This is a genomic window from Flavivirga jejuensis (assembly GCF_030540765.1).
Taxonomy (GTDB): Bacteria; Bacteroidota; Bacteroidia; order Flavobacteriales; family Flavobacteriaceae; genus Flavivirga; species Flavivirga jejuensis.
In genome coordinates this window covers 1-16,037 of the sequence record NZ_JAUOEL010000007.1, presented here as the reverse complement: position 1 = coordinate 16,037, position 16,037 = coordinate 1, and the positions used below count along the sequence as shown (strand labels likewise).

Genomic DNA, 16,037 nt, shown 5'->3' with positions numbered 1-16,037 from the left:
AGTTTATAAAGCAATTTTATATAATGACTTATTATAGAATATGTAAATGTTCTATAATGTTCTGCGTTATGTACACTTTGCTTTGGTAAAAAGCTTTTATCATTTACTAATCTTCTTTAATTTTTTCATCTCAAATGTTTCTTTAAAAATGTAATGGAATACGCTTTGCCCGAAGCGACGATAGGAGTGAAGTGGGAATGTGTATGGAATGGTGTTATTGAGTTAATTTTCGTACATTTGTCGTAATCACTTAATTATTAATGATTGAACTCTCCCTTTTTTACAATTATTATGCAAGGTTTTTTTGAAATAACCTTCATTGGGTATTTTTTAGTATTCCAAAATTTCCATTATTTATTAAAAAATAAACTTTAATTGTCGTTTGAGATAATCATTATATACAACTAATATTTTTATAAGTATGAAAACAAATTGTTTATTTTTCAGTATTGTCACTTGCCTTTTTATTTCTTCTTATACTTTTAGCCAATCAATTAAGGTAGGTTTTAATGAAGCAAGTATTGAAGTAAAAAGAGCTAAGAAAGATTTAATTCTTCCTCTAAAATTATTTATTGAAATCAAAGATTTGAAGAAAGACAGTTTAGATAGTTATAAACTGGATATCAAGGTTAATAGTCAAGAAACTAATATTATTAGTTCAGGTTATCAACTTTATTTTGAAAAGTCTAAACTATCGAGTTTAGAAAATGAAAAGGAGTTCTTTTTAAAAATCATTAAAGATACTATTCCTGATAGGCAAAGAAAGTTAGTATTTGAAATTGAATTATCTAAAAAGGATTCTATTCTTAAAAAGACAAATGAGGCTAAACATAAAAAAATTGAAATAATCCTAAACTCTTATGAAGAAACACTTGATGGGTATAAGTATTTAGCATATGTAGGAACTAATTTTGACTTAGTCGAAGGTATCAGGGCTAAAGACTTATTTTTTGCAACAAACGTTTATTCACAACCAAAGGCAGGAAAAAACAAAAACGTTGGTTTTTACTTAAGTATTTATGGTAATAGGGCTTTCACTCAAACAGACTCTGCTGGTACCGTAAGGCGTGAAATAAAATTTGAATCTTTGACTGATACAACAAGTCTTAGAACATCAAAAACTGATTTTTATACCAATAAAAGAGTAACAGATAATATAGGGGTATATATAAGTCCTCTTATAAAGTTAAAATGGTTTAAATCGAATAATCCTGAACGAAATATCAACTTGTATTATTCGCCTTCATTAGAGTTTGTTTATAGAAGATCTACACTTAGCTTTGAAAATTTAAATATTGGAACTACAGATTCACTAACAATAAATAGAAATTTTCAAGAAATAGTTGATGAAAGATTACAGAATGGGGAAAATACAAATAACCCTGTGAGACCTTTATTTACAAAAACTTTCAATGAGTATTCATTTAACCTAGGAATAATAGGAGTGTTCTTATCATTAGAAAACGAAAAAATTAGTGTAAGAGCTCATGGATCAATAGGTTATGCTTCTAATTACAATAGAGATATTCAATCAGGTCTTTTAAGTTCTACTATTCGGCAACAAAGTGATATATTTTTCTCGGGTAGGGCATGGGTAACGGACTCTAAGACAGGAATAACTCTTCAAGCAGAAGTAACAAATACAGCGTTTAATCATCGACCCTTTTTTGTTGCTACGCTTTCAAAAGCATTTAATTTTAAAAAAATAGGAGATTTTTTCCAGCCAATAGTTAAGCAATAGTATTAAAAATAAGAACTATAAAGTGTTTTTCTTTACTATTAAGTTTTAATAGTGAATTTTAAAGTCTTTTACCTTCTAGAGGATTTGTATATATTATTTTGGGTTATAATTTAGTAATTTAAAAACAATAGGAGAGTATCAATAATGGGAAGTATCTTAATTTTATTAAATAAAGAACAATGGAAAATTCAAGTTTATTTCAAGAGTTTGGTGTTTTAACAGAACTCTATAAATTCTATTTAGATATAGTTTTAAAATCTGTAACCTTTGTTTTAGGAGTTGCAGGTGCTGTTATAGCATATTTATTAAAAGAAGCAAAGACCCATTTATCGGCTTACGGTTTATTCGTTCCATCAATTTTGTGCTTAGGTATGGGCGGAGGTTTTCTTTTAAGTTTAAAAAAAGCAAAAGAGCTAAGTGTAGCTATTGATAACTTACATTATAAATTGGATTTAGTACTTAAACCGCATACCGAGGTTCTTGAATCTTCACTATTTTGGTTTGGAATACTATTGATGGCATTAGGATTTATTATTCTTATATCAATTGTGCCAATAACTAGGTATTTAAAAAAACTAAATGAATAATGATATTGCCAAATATGTTATGTATTAATATGGCGTTTGCTAGGAATGTTTCCATAAGATCGATTACAATAAAACTCCAAGTTAAAAAGTTTATAAAGCAATTTTATATAATGTCAGATTATAATATTGAAAATGAATTATAATGTTCTGCGTTATGTAGACTTTGCTTGGGTAAAAGCTTTTACCTAATAATAATCTTCTTTGATTTTTTTCTTCTAAAATGTTTCTTTAAAAAATGTAAAGGAATACTCTTTTTGCTGAAAGGGCAGAGGAGTGGAAGCAAAATGTGTATGGAATGGGATTATTCTCTCTAATTTTCAATCGATTGCAGTATTTTGTAAGTGATTACTTGCTAAGTATTTCTATCTTTGAATAGTTATTATTCTCTTAAATTTTAATAAAAAGGAGTAAAAGCAAGTAATATGAGTGAAATAAATCACGTCCCCTCTGAATATATTGAGAAAAATAAATGCATAAAATGATTAAATTAAATAAAATAGTAGCAGAAATAAAAGATGAAGCGGAGAGATTGTATAGCTTAAAACTCAGTGAAGAACTTCTTGTTAAAGAATTGAATTCTGTTGACAATAAAAAACTTACTACTTTACATACTCGATATAGTCATAGCGAAAAAAAACCAGTAAACTTCTTACGGTTCAAAATCATTGAACTTTTACTAAAAGGCACTTTTGTTGACATTAAGTTCATAGATTCATTAATCGAAAAATCAGAAACTAAAGCAGATAAAAATAGTTTCAAAGCATGGGGGACTTTTTCAATACTCTATCCTATAATTAGCAATGACACATCTTTTGATGTAAAACAAACAATACATCAATTTGGAAATGAAATTATCCAAAAATTAAACATTGGTAATGTAGCTGCTAAGCCATTCGTTGTTGATTTTAATGGGGCTAGGAACTTTGGTTCAGATAATGTATGGATGGCTATATACAATAAGGCTAACGCTAATCAGAAAACTGCAATACAGCTTTTCTTCCAAATTGACTACCGTGGTTTAATTTGTCATTTATATGATCGATTGAAAGATCGTTTTATAAGCTCAAAAAAAATTGAAGATGGTAAAGACATGCAAAAGCAAGTTTTTGATTTTTTCAATGCCGTAAAAAATAAAATGATACAAGATAATGATGATAATGAAAATGTTCGTTATCGTAAGATAGGAGTTAAAGAAAACTCCATTTATAAAATTTCACATGGTATAAAGTTTTTTCCAACCTTAAAAGAAATACAATATTGTATAGATAATAATATCGTAGTTGTACATGAAGATACTGAAGCTAAAGGTAGAGATGGAGATTCACAATACGAGAATTTTAAGGAGGCTAAAGCAGGAGACTTGTTTTTTTTGTGCTGGGGTAACTCTCGTTTTTTGTTGGTTGGTCAATTTTTAAACGATAATATTGAAGATTATGATTTCAATGACGAAGAAGGATGGAAACAACGAAAGTATCGCTTTTTATTTGACAGTGTAACTGATGCTAACTTTAAAGGATCTTCTAAATGGTGGACACCTAACAATCCTTCCACCTGTATTCCTATTCCTAAAAAAGAATATGAATTGGCAAATGAATTAATTTTCAGAAAATATTTTAGAGCGGAATTGATTACAAATTTCAACACGACTTTAATTCTACCTAAGCTAGGCGCAGCATCCAGACAAAAAATAACCATTGATGAATTGGTTGAGCCAAAATTGGAAGTTGAAATTATAGCAGAAGAATTAGCTGGAATTATTGAAAATTTGGATAAAAACAAAGGTCAAATGCTCGGAATATTTGGTAGTTGGGGAAGAGGCAAGACTTTCTTATATGACCGCTTAAAAGCATATTTTAATGTATTTAATGATTCAAAATTTGAATACGAACACATTACGTTTAATGCGTGGAAATATCAAGAAACTGAAACAATATGGGCACACCTATACGGAGTAATATTAGATGGGTATATTGGAGAATCAAATTCTTGTAAAAAGTTTAAAAAAGTCTTCTCTTTAAATATAAAGAGAAAAGGGCTTTCACCCCTTATTTCAATTATTGGTTCTGTAATATTATCAGTTTTATTTACTTATAGTATTAGTTCGAAGTTAAAAATCGAAATGCTAAATTATGTAGTAGGCCTTGTTGGAGTTATAGGATTAATTCAAGGTTATATACATTATCGTAAATATTATAAACCTTTAAAATCTACTATTTTATCATATTCTAATTCACGCAATTTCAATGAAATATTAGGTATTCAGGCTGAAATTCAAAATGAATTGACAGTTTTAATTAAGCATTGGCTAGATTCTAATGAAGGAAAAAAGAAGAGATTGTTATTATTTGTTGACGACATTGATAGGTGCAAGGAAGAAAAGATTTTACAAATAATTGATGCACTTAGAGTAATGTTAGATGATGAGGATTTAATAGAACGTATTATTATTTTAGTTGCTGTAGATGAATTTCTATTAGAAAGAGCTATTGAATATAAGTACAAAGATTTTGGCTTCATTAATAATTCGTCTTCTAAGAATTTAATAGAGGAGTATATGGATAAGCTATTTATAGGCGGAATTAAATTGCCAAAATTAAATGAAAAGGAACAAGCTATTATACTACAAACTTATGCCATAAATAATAAAATTTTAGAACATGTTGAAAATACTCAACAAGAACCTTTTGAAGAAGACGAAATTGAAACAAGCTCTTTTGATGAAAAATCTCATGAAATCATCATATTTCCTGATGTAATTACAAGTGACCAGATTGAAACTCAAAATGAGTTTTTTCTACTTAAAAAAGAATTAACATTACTCGAAAAATACTCAAAAACTATATCAGAAAATATTACACCACGCCAACTAAGAATATATATGTACCGTTATCTTTTGGCAAAAAACATTGCTTCATCATATTTAAATCAAGAAACGGGAGAAGGACAATTATCAGATAGTTATTGTGATTTTATAGCAAAAGCAATAGCTCTAAAGTCTAATGAAACTAAAACTTTCAGCTTTACAAATTCCGTATCCATAAGTTTAGTAGAAAACCCAACATTAAAACTATTTACTCCCAAATTAATAGAAATGATTGTACCATATTAAACTTTTTAAATAAAAATAAAATGCCATAAATCGGTTAAAGTACTAGAATTACCAAAGATAGATAATGAAATGTACTATAATGTACTGCGTTGTGTAACTTTGCTTTGGTAAAAGTGAAATTTAAACGACTAATCTTCTTTGATTTTTTTCTTCTAAAATGTTTCTTAAAAATGTATTACTATTTGAAATCTCAAACAACTGTTAGATTTATAGCCTTTTATAATCCTATAATTATACTACCTACACATTTTAAAGTAGTTTCTACAGATTACTCCACCCACTTTTCATTTTTCCTGTATTAATAGTAAATGATTCTAATAATACTATTTATTTACAAAGAAAATTTATGATACTTAGAATAATTGGCTTTATAAGATTCATTCTTTTTGTTTCATTAGGCTCATTCTTTTGTGTTTTATTTTTTATTTATAGTTTGTTTTTATCTAAAGCCAATAAGCCTAAAATTGGTGTTTCTTATAGAACGTTTCTGGCTAAGTTTACAAATTGGGCGCTAGGCATTAGAATTACACAATATGGAGAAATACCAGATGAAAAATGCCTTTTAGTTTCAAATCATAGAAGTTATATAGATGCAACCGTTATATTGTGTAAAAACAGAGCCTATGCTGTAAGTAAAAAAACTGTTAAAGGATGGCCAATAATTGGATACATAGCGAGTATCTCAGGCACTATTTTTATTGATAGAGGAAATTCAACTGATAGAAAAAAAGGATTAGATGGGATTAAAACGGTATTGTCGCGGAATAAATCCGTTCTCAATTTTATACAAGGAACAACTACTGTTGAAAATAAGATTAGGGAAACAAAAAACGGTTCATTAGTGGCAGCGTACAATCTTGGTATTCCTATTTATCCAATATCAATTGATTATCTAGATAAGTCAAATTATTGGGTAGGTGACGATCGCTTTATTCCACATTTCTTTCGAACCTTCGGGAAATTAACAACTAAAGTTAGAATTATTTATCATTCCAAGGCAGAAGGGGAGAATATTGATGAAGTCATATTTAACGTAAAAAAAACAATTAATGATGGTTTGGGAATTTATAAAATTGACTAGCGTTTTCCTTATTGTTTTTAAGGATATCTGATAAAGATATATTATTACTTAAGAATATCAATGTTGTAATAGAAGCTAATAAAACAGTAATTGGCACGTGAAAATATCTTAAATAAACTTTTCTTTCTTTAATTAAAGAAATTACCAACACTGTAATGTATACAATTAATCCTAATATAAGGAAAATCCAAAATAGTGTTTGATACTCTTTAGCCATAAAATTTAGTAATATGTAAAAACCAATTCCCACATTAATTCCAGGGACGATGAAAATAATAGTAGATAAGAGTTTGTTAATAAGTCTTCTTCCACGATTAATTGTAAGCTCTGTACTTAAAGTAAGTGTTACAAATAAAGACATAGGATAATGAATTCGTAATTCTTCATTATTAATTTTACTAAGATTAATTTCATTAACTAAAAGATTGTTCGTGACAAAAAAGAAAGATGTGTCAATAGCAAAACGTGCTAAAAGATAAATGAAAATTACTGGACAAGCTATTAATAAAATAGATATAGGAATATCTGTACCTAAAATGGAAACTGCGTTCTCTTGATAAGTTCCTTGACTAATCGCAAAGAATAAACCAACTGTTAATATTTGATATTTCAAATTTGTTTCCATTGATTTACCAATGGTTTCCAATTTTGCTGTAATTTCCTTTAATGCCATCTATAAATATTTTAAATAAAAATAGGAAATACATTACATATATTTAGAACAATTGTATGGGAATCAATATGATTTTATGATTTTTTATCATATATACGAACTAATTACTCTGGGATATTTTACATAATATTGAATTATAGCTATCTAATGATATGAAATACATTTGTACTATAATTAATATTATGTAAAATAGAATTTTAAATAAGCTCAAAAATATCATATCATTCAAAATTCAAATACCTACCTATTTTAAATAAGTATCCATAAAATATTTTTTAAAAGCTCTTCCTAATGGCAAAGTCGTATTTGTTAAGTAAATTATATTACCAGAAACTTTAATTAAATGCTGGATATTAATTAAATACGATTTATGTACCTGACAAAAATAATTATTATCTAATTTTTCTAACCATTGTTTTAAAGAATCATTACTTATATAAGTCTTTTCTAATGTAGTAACCTCTGTATAATAAGAATCAGATTTAATATAAATAACCTCAGAAGTTAATAGTCTAATATGTTCATAACCAGATTTTAAAATGATAGTTTCAGATCCTTCTGTGGTTTCATTAATATTTAATTTCAGCTTAGAAATAGCTTGTAAAAACCGCTCATAAGAAATTGGTTTTAATAAATAATCGACAACATTAAACGCATAACTTTCTAAAGCATACTCAGAAAATGCTGTAGTAAGAATAACTTTGGGATGATTTGGGACAGATTTTAAAAAATCTATCCCAGACATTTTTGGCAAATGAATATCTAAGAAAATTACATCTACAGGGGCCATATCCATAAAATATTTGGCTTTTATGGCATCAGGAAACGTTCCTTTAAGAGACAATATCTCTACTTCAGAAATATATTTTTGTAATATCCGTTGCGCTGGCGGTTGATCTTCTATAATGATACAATTTAGCATGTCTCAATAGGTTTTAACTGTAAAATTAATTCAACATTAAAAATATTATTAGAATCCGTAATTTTTAAATCATGGGCATTGGGATATAATAAATGTAAACGCTTTTTAACATTAATTAAACCAATACCTTTTGATAAATTGTTTGTATTTGCAATTGGAGAAAATCCGTTCTTACATGTAAAGTGCAACTCCCCTACTTCAGAAACATCTATATTAATATGGATTACAATATTTTCAGATTGACTAGCAGTACTATGTTTAAAAGCATTCTCAATAAACACCATTAATATTAGAGGAGCAATAGTAAAATGCGGTGTTTTAACCCCAGAATTAAATTGTATGTCTCCACGATGTTCTATTTGCAATTTATAAAGCGCTGTAAAGTTTTTTAGATGCATAATTTCTTTAGAAAGAGATACATAATCCTCTTTACAATCATAAAGCATATACCGTAAAACAGAAGCAAGTTCTAAAATTATGGATGGTGTTTTAGGTGATTTTTCAATAGCATAAGCATACAGATTATTTAAATTATTAAATAAAAAGTGCGGATTTATTTGAGACTTTAAAAATTGGAGTTCACTTTCTTGAACTAAAGTTTTTAATGTTTCAATTTCGCTTTGTTTCTTATTATAGTCCCAAGCAAACTTAAACCCAACAAAAACAACAATTGTAGGAAGCGTTTCTATAAGTGTAAATAATATTCCTGGAAAATAAACTCCTCTTGTATCTGGAAAATATATTTTTTCTAATACAAATTCATCTATCAAAATAACAATAGAAATTAATAAAACTAAAGCAACAAAAAATAAAGTAAACCTCTTTTTAGAATAAATTTTTGGTAACAATACATAGTTAATAAGCATAGCAGCTACCATATAATTACAAAAAAAAGATAGTTCATAAGGTATGATCTTTCCAGTACCTGGTTCATTGTAAAGAGAAACACCTTGATTATAAGAATAAAATAAAAATAAAGAAATAGAAACTATAATTTGAAAAATAATTTCTTCATAATTCTTTTTAAAAAAAAACACGGCTTTTAGTATCATTTTAAGCGTAGATGAAAGTCAAAAATATAATATTCTTTTAGTTATTTATAAAGATTCTAGATATTAAAATTATCACTTGACGTTCATAGTATTATATATGTCGTTTACAGATTTATTCTTTCAAAAACTACTTAAATTTTCCATTTTTGCATATTATTTTTATTCAGTCTAAATAAAATGAAATATTTTTTCATATCTATTCTTGTAGTTTGTTGTATGTCGCTAGAGGCACAAACAAGGACAGGAGAATTACAAGGAACCATTATTGACAAAATGGGGCGACCTCTTCCGGGAATATCAGTTCTTATAGATGGCACAAAAAAAGGAGCAGCAACTAATTTTGACGGTATATATAAATTAAAGGACATTATATCGGGTAATTACACCCTTATTGTTTCTGGAATAGGCTTTAAAACAGAGAAGTTATCTATACATATAAATCCGGATGAGATTACAAATAGAGATATTATTTTAATTGAAGATAGGTCGGAACTTAGTGAAGTTGTCATAAAAGGAAAAACAAAAGCCGCAAAAATTGAAGAAAAAGGATTTAGTGTAACTGCCATAGAAACTCAGAAGCTTAAATCTCAAAGTCTTGGTTTAAATAGCATTTTAACTAGAACTACAGGTATAAATGTTAGAACATCTGGAGGAGTTGGTTCAGATTATAACTATTCTTTAAATGGCATGTCGGGCAATGCCATACGTTTTTTTATTGATGGTATTCCAATGGATTATTTTGGTTCATCATATTCTATCAACAATTTGCCAGTATCACTTATTGACCGTATTGATATATATAAAGGAGTTGTACCGGTTAGCTTAGGATCTGATGCCTTAGGCGGAGCCATTAATCTTGTAACAAATCAAAAAATATCGAATTTTTTAGAAGCTTCGTATTCTTTTGGTTCTTTTAATACCCACAAGATAGCTTTACACGGACAATGGCAGCTTAAATCTGGCCTAACCACTAAGTTATCCACATTTTACACCTACTCAGACAATAATTACAAAGTTTGGGGCAAAGGTGTTCATTATGCTGATGAATCTACAGGTTTTAAGGCTGTAGAATTTACCAGAGATAATCCAGCTGAAAGATTTAATGACGATTTCCAAACGACTAGTGCTAAGCTTGATGTGGGGTTTACTCAAAAAAAATGGGCAGATCAATTTTTCATTACCCTGTTGGCATCAGATACTAAAAAAGGCATCCAAACGGCACAAACCATGGCACGTGTTTTCGGTAAAGTAAGAAACAACGAGCAAGTAATTATGCCTAGTATAAGTTATAAGAAAACGAATTTAATAACTAAAGGGTTGGATGTAAATGCTTTTGCAGGTTATACATATACAGAAGGTGTTTTAATTGATACTTCACACGTTCAATATGATTGGAGAGGAATGGAAATAGGTGTTAGAGAATCTGGTGGAGAGATGGGATATGATGGTAAATCTGAATACACCCAGAAAAACCAATCACAAATTTACAGATTAAATACAACGTATCAACTGCCTTCAGATTTTAAATTAGGGTTCAACTACCTTTATTCAACTACTAAAATTACAGGTGAAGACCCATTTACTCCAGAATATAGAATACCTTATTTAGAACCACAAAATATAAGATCACAATTTGCAGGTTTATCACTAGAAACAGTAAAATTTAATAATAAACTACGTGCTAATGCTTTCGTTAAATACTACGGTTACAATGCGAGTATCAATGATTTAGAATACACAGATGAGTGGGAAATTATTGAATATAAAAACAAATTAAACAATTGGGGAGGTGGATTTGCTGCATCTTATAGATTTTCACCAGAGTTATTAATTAAAACTTCTTTGGAGCAAGCCACTAGAATGCCAAGTCCTACAGAAGCTCTTGGAGATGGAGTTACTGTTAATAATAACCCTTTTATTAATCCGGAACAAAGTTTTAATGTCAATTTGGGGGGCATTTTAGGAAGGTATAAATTAGGTTCCTCTCGCCATGGAATCAAAATTGCTGTAAATACTTTTTATAGAGATGTTACAGACAAATTGCTATTTACCATAATTGATGGCCAAGGTAATGGTGAATTTAGAAATATTGATAGGATATCAGGAACAGGAATAGAACTAGATTTTATTTATGATTTTGATTACAATTTCAAATTTAAGCTAAACGGAACATACCAAGACCTAAGAAACAATCTCGAATTTGACGAAAACGGAAGAGAGAATATTGTCTATAGAGATAGAATGAGAAATGAGCCATACTTTATGGCTAATGCAGGGTTAGATTATAATATGTCAGATTTTATACAAAAGAATTCTAAAATTTTCGCCTACCTACAATCTAGTTACACACACGAATTTTTTCTACGATGGGCAAGTCTTGGAAGTGAAGAAAATAAGAGCATAGTACCTTCCCAATTAGTATTCGATGCAGGAATAGGCTACACCTTCCCTTCTAAGAAATTCATTTTGGCAGTAGATATCTTTAACATGTTTAATGAGCAAGTTTATGACAACTATTTACTTCAAAAACCCGGTAGAGCAATTTTCTTAAAAATAAATTATAAAATAACACAACAATAATTAAATAGAGTAATGAAAAATAGAGAATTACAAAATAAAATGGACATTAAATTTAAGATTATGAAAACAAATAAATTATTGAAAAGAGCGCTTAACTGTTTCTTTTTAGCTTTATCTATAACCTTTGTAGCCTGTAGTGGTGATGAACCAACGTGCGAATCATCTATCTGGTATGCCGATACAGATAATGATGGATTAGGAGACCCAAATTCGACATTAAGTGCTTGTGAACAACCTGAGGGATATGTTTCCAACTCGGATGATAACAGTGATACTCTTGAGCCATTAAATTCTAAATTTACAGTTGGAGCAGCTGTAGATGGTGAGGGGTATTTCGTTACAACCGATAATATTTCGTCAGGTACTATTTCTATAGTTGGAAACGGTTATGAAGGATGGGCAAACCTATCTGTTAGTGTAGAAGGGTTTTTATATAACCTTAATGGAGATGAAGGTACATTAGATAAATATGAATTTACAGATAATGGGCTTGTAAAAAGAGATGCTATTTCAACCACAGCACTACTTCCAGGAAGTTTCTTTCGTTATATTCAAGATACAGGTAGTGGAGATTTATTTTTATCAAATTTCCCAAATGAAGATGGTGATGCCCCTTATGCAATTATTGACCTTGAAACATTTACAGTTGAAGGCCATGGGTTAGTTAATATACCAGATGTAAATGGTAAAGATGCGCTTTGGGTAAATGGACTTGTAAAAGATAACGAAATCTATTTTGGTTCTTTATATGGTGATTGGGCAACTTGGACTCAAATTGAAGATTCTTTAATTACAGTTAAGTTCGATTATCCATCATTAACGAATCCAGAGATACTAGTTTCTACAGCATCTGCAGGACAAACAGCTGGTTATAGAAATAACGGTACATTTAAAACAGAAAATGGAGATATTTACCAATATAACCTTACAAGTTCTCATTGGTATAGTCATGATGAATTGGTAGGAAAACCAACTGTTTTTACAAGAATTAAAGATGGGGATTATGATGATTATGTATTAGACGTTTCTGCTAGTTTTTCTGAACCAATCGCTATTTGGAATGCTTGGTATGCTGGTAATGACATAGTATATGCAAGTGTTGTAAAAGAAGCTGATATTACAGTATGGGACGATTTAAAAATAAATACAAATACATTGATAGAAGTTAATCTTGCAACAAAAACAGTTACAGAATTAAATATACCTAAAGCATCTTATGTAGACATATTTAATTTAAATTGTGTAGAAAACGGTAAGTTCTATTTACCCGTAAGTATTAGTGGTGGTGAAGCCAACATTTATCAAATTGATATTAATGGTGGTGCAAATGGTTTCCAAAAAGGAGCTGTTCTTGATGGAAGTAATGTATTTGTAAATTCATTACATAGAAACTTCTAAAAGTCTAATGCTTTTTAATTGAATTAATGTCTTAGCGTTTGATAAAAACGCTAAGACATTTTTAATATTAAGTAAACTTTATAAATAGGGGAGTTTTTTAATGTCGTTTTCTGGATTCATATGACTTTGTTTCTTGGGTATATTAGTGTGAGGCTCTGGGAGCTTTAATAAAACTGTGAAATGAGTTGCTAATGGTGGTGAAACCATTGCAAGAACCGAAATTTCAAAAACCAAAATTTTAAATTTTTTAATGAGTTTAGTGCTAGTATCATTATCAATTACAGGGTTTTTAGTTTGATGGGCACGAAATAAAAAAGGTTAACAATAATGTATAAGAAAACTTAAATTAAACTTAAAACAATGAATAACCTCTTTTGCATTAAAAAGTTTACACTTATATTTGCAAGTCTTAATAATCATTGAGTGCTATGAAACCGAAGCCCAAACCGAAATCAGAGAAAAATCGATTTCAGTTATTACATCAATACTATAACTATACTGGATTTTATAGTTTTGTTTGGAATGCGATTAAAAAAGCATTACCATTCATTATTATAATTGTTGCAGGTATTGTTATAGTTAATAAGTTTTTCAGTATCAATGAGGCTTTAATACGTTTAACAGAAACACTCCCTGCTTATGGCGTGCTTGCTTTCTTTTTTGTTTCAGAAACACTTTTAGGAATCATTCCTCCAGAATTATTTATTGCTTGGTCTGGTAAAATGCCTAGACCGTGGTTATATCTATCATTTTTGGCAGTGCTTTCTTATGTTGGCGGTTTAATATCCTATTGGTTAGGTATTGGAATAACTAAAATACCGCGGGTTCATAATTATATGCAATTAAAAATGGAAACGCAGTTAAAAAACTCAAAAAAATGGGGTGGTTTCCTAATAGTTGTTGGCGCTTTGCTTCCACTACCTTTTTCAATATCCTGTATAGCGGCTGGTATTATTAAATTTCCTTTTAGAAATGTGGTGCTATTTGGCTCATTACGATTGGTTCGCTTTGTTATCTATGGACTCATAATTTTTAATGCACTTTAAATAAGCTGTAATATATCAAGGTTATTTTCTTATTCTGCCTTATTTTTACATGAAAAATTAATGTATGTTTTCATTTCCTAATATATTCAGAATTGTAGCACTTTTAGAAGGAGTCTCTTATATACTATTATTGTTTATAGCAACACCTATTAAATATTTAATGGGAGATCCTCAATATGTAAAACTCTTAGGGATGCCTCATGGTTTACTATTTGTAGCTTATGTAGCCCTTGCTTTTATGCTGAGAAAAGATTATAACTGGAATACCAAAGAATTTTTAACCGTTCTTATAGCATCTGTTATTCCGTTTGGCACTTTTTATATTGATAGAAAATATTTAAAACTCTTAAAATGATTCAAGAATTAGAAACCTCTAAAGTAGTTTCAGAATCTATCGATTTTAAGCATTTGATTTATGACCGATTAATAGGGTTAAACGTGTCTGAATCTATTGCCGAATACCTGAATATGTTCGGCCTTCTTTTTGCATTATTAATGGTTGTTTTTATTGTAGATTTTATTACGAGAAGACTATTACTAAAAGCTTTCAATAAATTCGCTTCTGCATCAAAAACCAATTTTGACGATTTATTAGTAGATAATAAAGTATCCAGGAATATTGCTCATATCATTCCGTTATTAATAGCTATGAAATTTACGCCTACTGTTTTTGGGGATTTTCCAAATTTTGATGGTGTTTTTGAAAAAGGCTTGCAAGTTTTTGCGATCGTTTTAACATTATGGATTGTACGAAGCTTATTAAATACTGTAAAAGATTATTTAAAAATACTTCCTAGATTAAAAGATAAACCTATAGATAGCTACACTCAAGTATTCATGATTTTTGCTTGGGTTGCTGGTTTTATGTCGGCTATAGCCATTATTACAGATACGCCTTTTTGGTCCTTTATAACAGCTTTAGGAGCTGCTTCGGCAGTTATCATCTTAGTTTTTAAAGACACAATTCTTGGCTTCGTTGCCAGTATTCAGGTATCTATTAACGATATGGTACGTATTGGTGATTGGATTACGTTCGAAAAATATGGTGCAGATGGCGATGTGATTGAAATTAATTTATCAACCGTTAAAATTCAAAATTTCGATAAAACAATTACTACCATTCCTACTTATGCTCTTATATCAGATTCTTTTAAGAATTGGCGTGGTATGACTAATTCGGAAGGCAGGCGTATTAAGAGAGCTCTATACATTAAACAAGAGGGTGTTAAATATTTAAGTGAGGATGAAGTAAATAAGCTGAAAGACATTCAATTAATCACGTCGTATTTAGAGACCCGACAAGAAGACATAAATTCATATAATACATCGAATACAATTAATAAAGAACTGCTGTTAAACGGTAGGAACCTTACAAATATTGGTGTTTTTAGAAAGTATATCGACTCCTATTTAAAACAGCATTCAGCAATCAATAAGGATATGATGATTATGGCACGTCAATTAGCGCCAACAACACAAGGTATTCCTTTAGAAATATATGCTTTTAGTAGTGACAAACGCTGGGAGAATTATGAATATATCATGTCAGACATATTCGATCATTTAATTGCTGCACTTCCCTATTTTGATTTAGAGGTTTTTGAGTTGCCTAGTAGTGGTAAATTTATTCAATAAAAGGTTGTCATCCTATATTTGCAAAAGGTTAGTGTCATTCAGAGATCTTTGTTAAAAATTTTAACTAGCGGATGAAATGACGTAATAGGGGTGTCATTCAGAGAATTGAGATAAAAAAAATTATCAAGCGGATATAATGACGTAACATTGCTGAAACAAACCAAATTGTAAAATAATCGATATTGAATTAGTGTTTCCATACCTGTTTCAGAG

At 29.3% G+C, this 16,037-nt stretch carries 12 protein-coding genes; 9 read left to right on the top strand and 3 right to left on the bottom strand.

The annotated features are described in order from the left end of the window. Nucleotides 1–421 precede the first annotated feature (421 nt). The 4 genes from Q4Q40_RS17960 (at nt 422) to Q4Q40_RS17945 (ending at nt 6,518) form a co-directional block, all read left to right on the top strand. Nucleotides 422–1,741 (top strand): hypothetical protein, encoded by a 1,320-nt coding sequence (locus Q4Q40_RS17960; protein ID WP_303303351.1) that lies wholly within the window; start codon nt 422–424, stop codon nt 1,739–1,741. Nucleotides 1,742–1,920: 179 nt separating this feature from the next. Further along, nucleotides 1,921–2,328, top strand: a complete 408-nt coding sequence (locus Q4Q40_RS17955) for a hypothetical protein (protein ID WP_303303349.1) — start codon at nt 1,921–1,923, stop codon at nt 2,326–2,328. Nucleotides 2,329–2,806: 478 nt separating this feature from the next. After that, a complete protein-coding gene (locus tag Q4Q40_RS17950; RefSeq protein WP_303303348.1) occupies nt 2,807–5,437 on the top strand; it encodes a P-loop NTPase fold protein in 2,631 nt (876 codons plus the stop codon). A 346-nt stretch (nt 5,438–5,783) separates the two neighbouring features. After that, nucleotides 5,784–6,518, top strand: coding sequence for a lysophospholipid acyltransferase family protein (locus Q4Q40_RS17945; RefSeq protein WP_303303347.1), 735 nt, complete (start codon nt 5,784–5,786; stop codon nt 6,516–6,518). Here the strand turns inward: Q4Q40_RS17945 and Q4Q40_RS17940 are convergent. From Q4Q40_RS17940 to Q4Q40_RS17930, 3 genes are all read right to left on the bottom strand, one after another. Next, complete coding sequence (locus Q4Q40_RS17940; protein ID WP_303303346.1) at nt 6,484–7,191, bottom strand: hypothetical protein; 708 nt, start codon at nt 7,189–7,191, stop codon at nt 6,484–6,486. The two genes, Q4Q40_RS17945 and Q4Q40_RS17940, sit on opposite strands and share 35 nt — an antisense overlap. Nucleotides 7,192–7,435: 244 nt before the next feature. Beyond that, nucleotides 7,436–8,113: a LytR/AlgR family response regulator transcription factor gene (locus Q4Q40_RS17935; RefSeq protein WP_303303345.1), complete on the bottom strand. Its 678-nt coding sequence runs from the start codon at nt 8,111–8,113 to the stop codon at nt 7,436–7,438. Then, the gene (locus Q4Q40_RS17930; protein ID WP_303303344.1) at nt 8,107–9,165 is read right to left on the bottom strand and encodes a sensor histidine kinase; all 1,059 of its coding nucleotides are present in this window, start codon (nt 9,163–9,165) and stop codon (nt 8,107–8,109) included. Before Q4Q40_RS17930 ends, Q4Q40_RS17935 begins: the two co-directional genes overlap by 7 nt. A 177-nt stretch (nt 9,166–9,342) precedes the next feature. Here Q4Q40_RS17930 and Q4Q40_RS17925 point away from each other — a divergent pair, with 177 nt between their 5' ends. The 5 genes from Q4Q40_RS17925 to Q4Q40_RS17905 all read left to right on the top strand — a co-directional run bounded on the left by Q4Q40_RS17925 (nt 9,343) and on the right by Q4Q40_RS17905 (nt 15,824). Beyond that, nucleotides 9,343–11,745 carry a TonB-dependent receptor gene (locus Q4Q40_RS17925; protein ID WP_303303342.1) on the top strand — a complete coding sequence of 801 codons (2,403 nt, stop codon included), beginning with the start codon at nt 9,343–9,345 and terminating at the stop codon, nt 11,743–11,745. Nucleotides 11,746–11,805: 60 nt separating this feature from the next. Then, nucleotides 11,806–13,143 (top strand): DUF4374 domain-containing protein, encoded by a 1,338-nt coding sequence (locus Q4Q40_RS17920; protein WP_303303341.1) that lies wholly within the window; start codon nt 11,806–11,808, stop codon nt 13,141–13,143. A gap of 428 nt (nt 13,144–13,571) precedes the next feature. Continuing rightward, nucleotides 13,572–14,189, top strand: a complete 618-nt coding sequence (locus tag Q4Q40_RS17915) for a YqaA family protein (protein ID WP_303303340.1) — start codon at nt 13,572–13,574, stop codon at nt 14,187–14,189. A gap of 64 nt (nt 14,190–14,253) precedes the next feature. Beyond that, a complete protein-coding gene (locus Q4Q40_RS17910; RefSeq protein WP_303303339.1) occupies nt 14,254–14,544 on the top strand; it encodes a DUF3817 domain-containing protein in 291 nt (96 codons plus the stop codon). Further along, nucleotides 14,541–15,824 (top strand): mechanosensitive ion channel family protein, encoded by a 1,284-nt coding sequence (locus Q4Q40_RS17905; protein WP_303303338.1) that lies wholly within the window; start codon nt 14,541–14,543, stop codon nt 15,822–15,824. The genes Q4Q40_RS17910 and Q4Q40_RS17905 overlap by 4 nt, the downstream gene beginning before the upstream one ends. Nucleotides 15,825–16,037 lie beyond the last annotated feature (213 nt).

Coding starts and splice junctions, on each gene's coding strand:
- Q4Q40_RS17960 (WP_303303351.1), top strand. CDS start 422: ATGAAAACAAATTGTTTATTTTTCAGTATTGTCACTTGCCTTTTTATT.
- Q4Q40_RS17955 (WP_303303349.1), top strand. CDS start 1,921: ATGGAAAATTCAAGTTTATTTCAAGAGTTTGGTGTTTTAACAGAACTC.
- Q4Q40_RS17950 (WP_303303348.1), top strand. CDS start 2,807: ATGATTAAATTAAATAAAATAGTAGCAGAAATAAAAGATGAAGCGGAG.
- Q4Q40_RS17945 (WP_303303347.1), top strand. CDS start 5,784: ATGATACTTAGAATAATTGGCTTTATAAGATTCATTCTTTTTGTTTCA.
- Q4Q40_RS17940 (WP_303303346.1), bottom strand. CDS start 7,191: ATGGCATTAAAGGAAATTACAGCAAAATTGGAAACCATTGGTAAATCA.
- Q4Q40_RS17935 (WP_303303345.1), bottom strand. CDS start 8,113: ATGCTAAATTGTATCATTATAGAAGATCAACCGCCAGCGCAACGGATA.
- Q4Q40_RS17930 (WP_303303344.1), bottom strand. CDS start 9,165: ATGATACTAAAAGCCGTGTTTTTTTTTAAAAAGAATTATGAAGAAATT.
- Q4Q40_RS17925 (WP_303303342.1), top strand. CDS start 9,343: ATGAAATATTTTTTCATATCTATTCTTGTAGTTTGTTGTATGTCGCTA.
- Q4Q40_RS17920 (WP_303303341.1), top strand. CDS start 11,806: ATGAAAACAAATAAATTATTGAAAAGAGCGCTTAACTGTTTCTTTTTA.
- Q4Q40_RS17915 (WP_303303340.1), top strand. CDS start 13,572: ATGAAACCGAAGCCCAAACCGAAATCAGAGAAAAATCGATTTCAGTTA.
- Q4Q40_RS17910 (WP_303303339.1), top strand. CDS start 14,254: ATGTTTTCATTTCCTAATATATTCAGAATTGTAGCACTTTTAGAAGGA.
- Q4Q40_RS17905 (WP_303303338.1), top strand. CDS start 14,541: ATGATTCAAGAATTAGAAACCTCTAAAGTAGTTTCAGAATCTATCGAT.